We start from the raw sequence: 1,962 nt of genomic DNA, 5'->3' as shown, positions 1-1,962 counted from the left end.
CGCCGCGCTCAGTAAAACGGCTTGCGCCCGTTCCCGTGGCACAGGACTTGGATGATGCCGTTTCATATTCTCAAGGGTTTCTCTTTCTTCTGGTAATAGGGGTTTTACAAACAACATCGTGAAATCTTACGTCGTTTAAATTTTAGTAGTTTAACTTATTTTCTTGTTAAATAATTTTTGCACTACTACTTAAATACTCAACAGTTGTAAGTTCTGCTCTTACTATGCCGAGAAGAGGCTGTACCGATAGGCATAAAATCCTGTAAAGTTAGAGCTTACCTTCCCCTATCAGCAAATGAATATGTTGTCCGATCTATCCGATATGCTTCAAGCATTTAGAAATGCCTTCTCGCGTCAGCAAAGCTGGCTAGTGTTTTGTGCGATCATCCTGAGTTTTTTAGCGGCGAGCGAAATGGTCGGCGTCACGTCGATGTGCCGTTATTGGTGGTCGAACGAAAAGGGCTACTATCAGTTGCTCCATTTTTTTTCGAGCCAAATCTTATCAATTTTGTACGCTACTGTCGTGTTGGCACCGTTGGGTATTAGACCAAAAGCGGTTGGTAGACGTCGAGGGGCGGCTTGTTCTATTGGGTGACCATACCCATGTCGTGAAAGATGGCGGTCGGATGCCAAGCGTGCTGTCTTTGCGAGAAACCTCAGAGACACAAAGCAAGCCTAGTTATTTTCGAGGACAATGCTGGGGTGCTCTGGGTGTGCTGGTAGGGAGCTTAAATGCCTGTTTCTGCTTGCCGTTGACGTTACAAATCCATCTGGGTTTCCAACATTTAGGTGAACAAACGCCGACACTGACCCTAAGCGAGCGCTTGGTTACGATGGCGCTAGAGTTTGCTAGAACCTACGAGCGTTCTAGTTGGTTAATCTTAGATGCATTTTTCGCTAGCGAATTGGTATTCCGCTTGGCCAGGTCGGTTTGGTCTGTGACCTTGAAGCAGCCTTATTTACACATTATCACCCGCGCTAAAAAAAAACTATGTGGCTTATTGCCCGCCCACGATTGCGGAACAGAAGCCACGTGGGCGACCCGCCAAATTCGGTACCAAGGTGGTGTTGTCGGAGGTCTTTGACTATGAAGACACCTTGTTTAATGAGGTGACCTTAACCCTCTATGGCAAGCAAGAAGTGGTCAAAATGATGGCGGCGAACCTGTTGTGGCGGCCTATCGGGGACGCGCTACAGTTCGTTTGGGTGATCTCGTCACGCGGCTCGATTGTGTTGATGTGTTCTGATTTAACGGTTGCACCGGCGCTAATAGTTGAACTCTACTGTCGCCGAGTTCGCATCGAAATCCTGTTTGACACCTTGAAAAAACGTGCTAGGTGCGTTCTGTTTCCATTTCTGGAGCATCTATCAGCCCCGTCATTCGCGCCGCCCCACGTCGAACCGCAACTTGAAGGCCGCAAGTCCTGAACACCTTACCACGATCAAGGCGTGTTGGCAGGCGATGGAAGTCTTCGTGTTCTGCGCCTGCGTCGCTACAGGTCTGTTACAGCTTTTCTCCCTCAAATACCATGACGGACTCTGGCGGCAGCATGTGTTATTTTTACGCACTCAATCGCGCGAACTCCCTTCGGAAAATACCGTTCGCCAAATTTTGGCGCCCATGTTGGCTCGAGAATTTAACGCGCCTTGCCAAAATAGCCTATGGCGGCAAATTCGCGCTGCCATACCCAGCGTTGAGGATGAAGAAGACTTTAGGCGTTGCCCTCAGTAATTAAAATCAATAGTATCAGTCTGTTGTGAGCGTTGGTTGATCTACGCTCTCTTACCTCTGTGCGCGATGAAACGTAAGCGCTCAACCAAACCACCTGTTCTAATAAGTTCAGAACCGTTATTCTCAAAATTTTTGAAGAGGATAATGCATGACCTTAACCGCGCATTGGATACACCACCTGAACACTTGGCAAAGCAGCGGAATGACGCAAGCGGCGTATTGCGACAGCA

At 48.2% G+C, this 1,962-nt stretch carries 3 protein-coding genes; all 3 read left to right on the top strand.

The features are described 5' to 3' along the window. Positions 1-635 precede the first annotated feature (635 nt). The gene (locus tag VZ94_RS21190; RefSeq protein WP_131655677.1) at positions 636-1,085 is read left to right on the top strand and encodes a hypothetical protein; all 450 of its coding nucleotides are present in this window, start codon (positions 636-638) and stop codon (positions 1,083-1,085) included. 13 nt (positions 1,086-1,098) lie between these two features. Further along, positions 1,099-1,428: a hypothetical protein gene (locus VZ94_RS21185; protein ID WP_204369243.1), complete on the top strand. Its 330-nt coding sequence runs from the start codon at positions 1,099-1,101 to the stop codon at positions 1,426-1,428. 452 nt (positions 1,429-1,880) lie between these two features. Further along, a partial coding sequence (tnpA, locus tag VZ94_RS33405) for an IS66 family insertion sequence element accessory protein TnpA (protein WP_439097759.1) occupies positions 1,881-1,962 on the top strand: 82 nt, incomplete at its 3' end.

Origin of the sequence: Methylocucumis oryzae (assembly GCF_000963695.1) — a bacterium.
Lineage (GTDB): Bacteria > Pseudomonadota > Gammaproteobacteria > Methylococcales > Methylomonadaceae > Methylovulum > Methylovulum oryzae.
The sequence above is the reverse complement of the archived record's forward strand: the minus strand, read 5'-3'. Positions and strand labels throughout refer to the sequence as shown.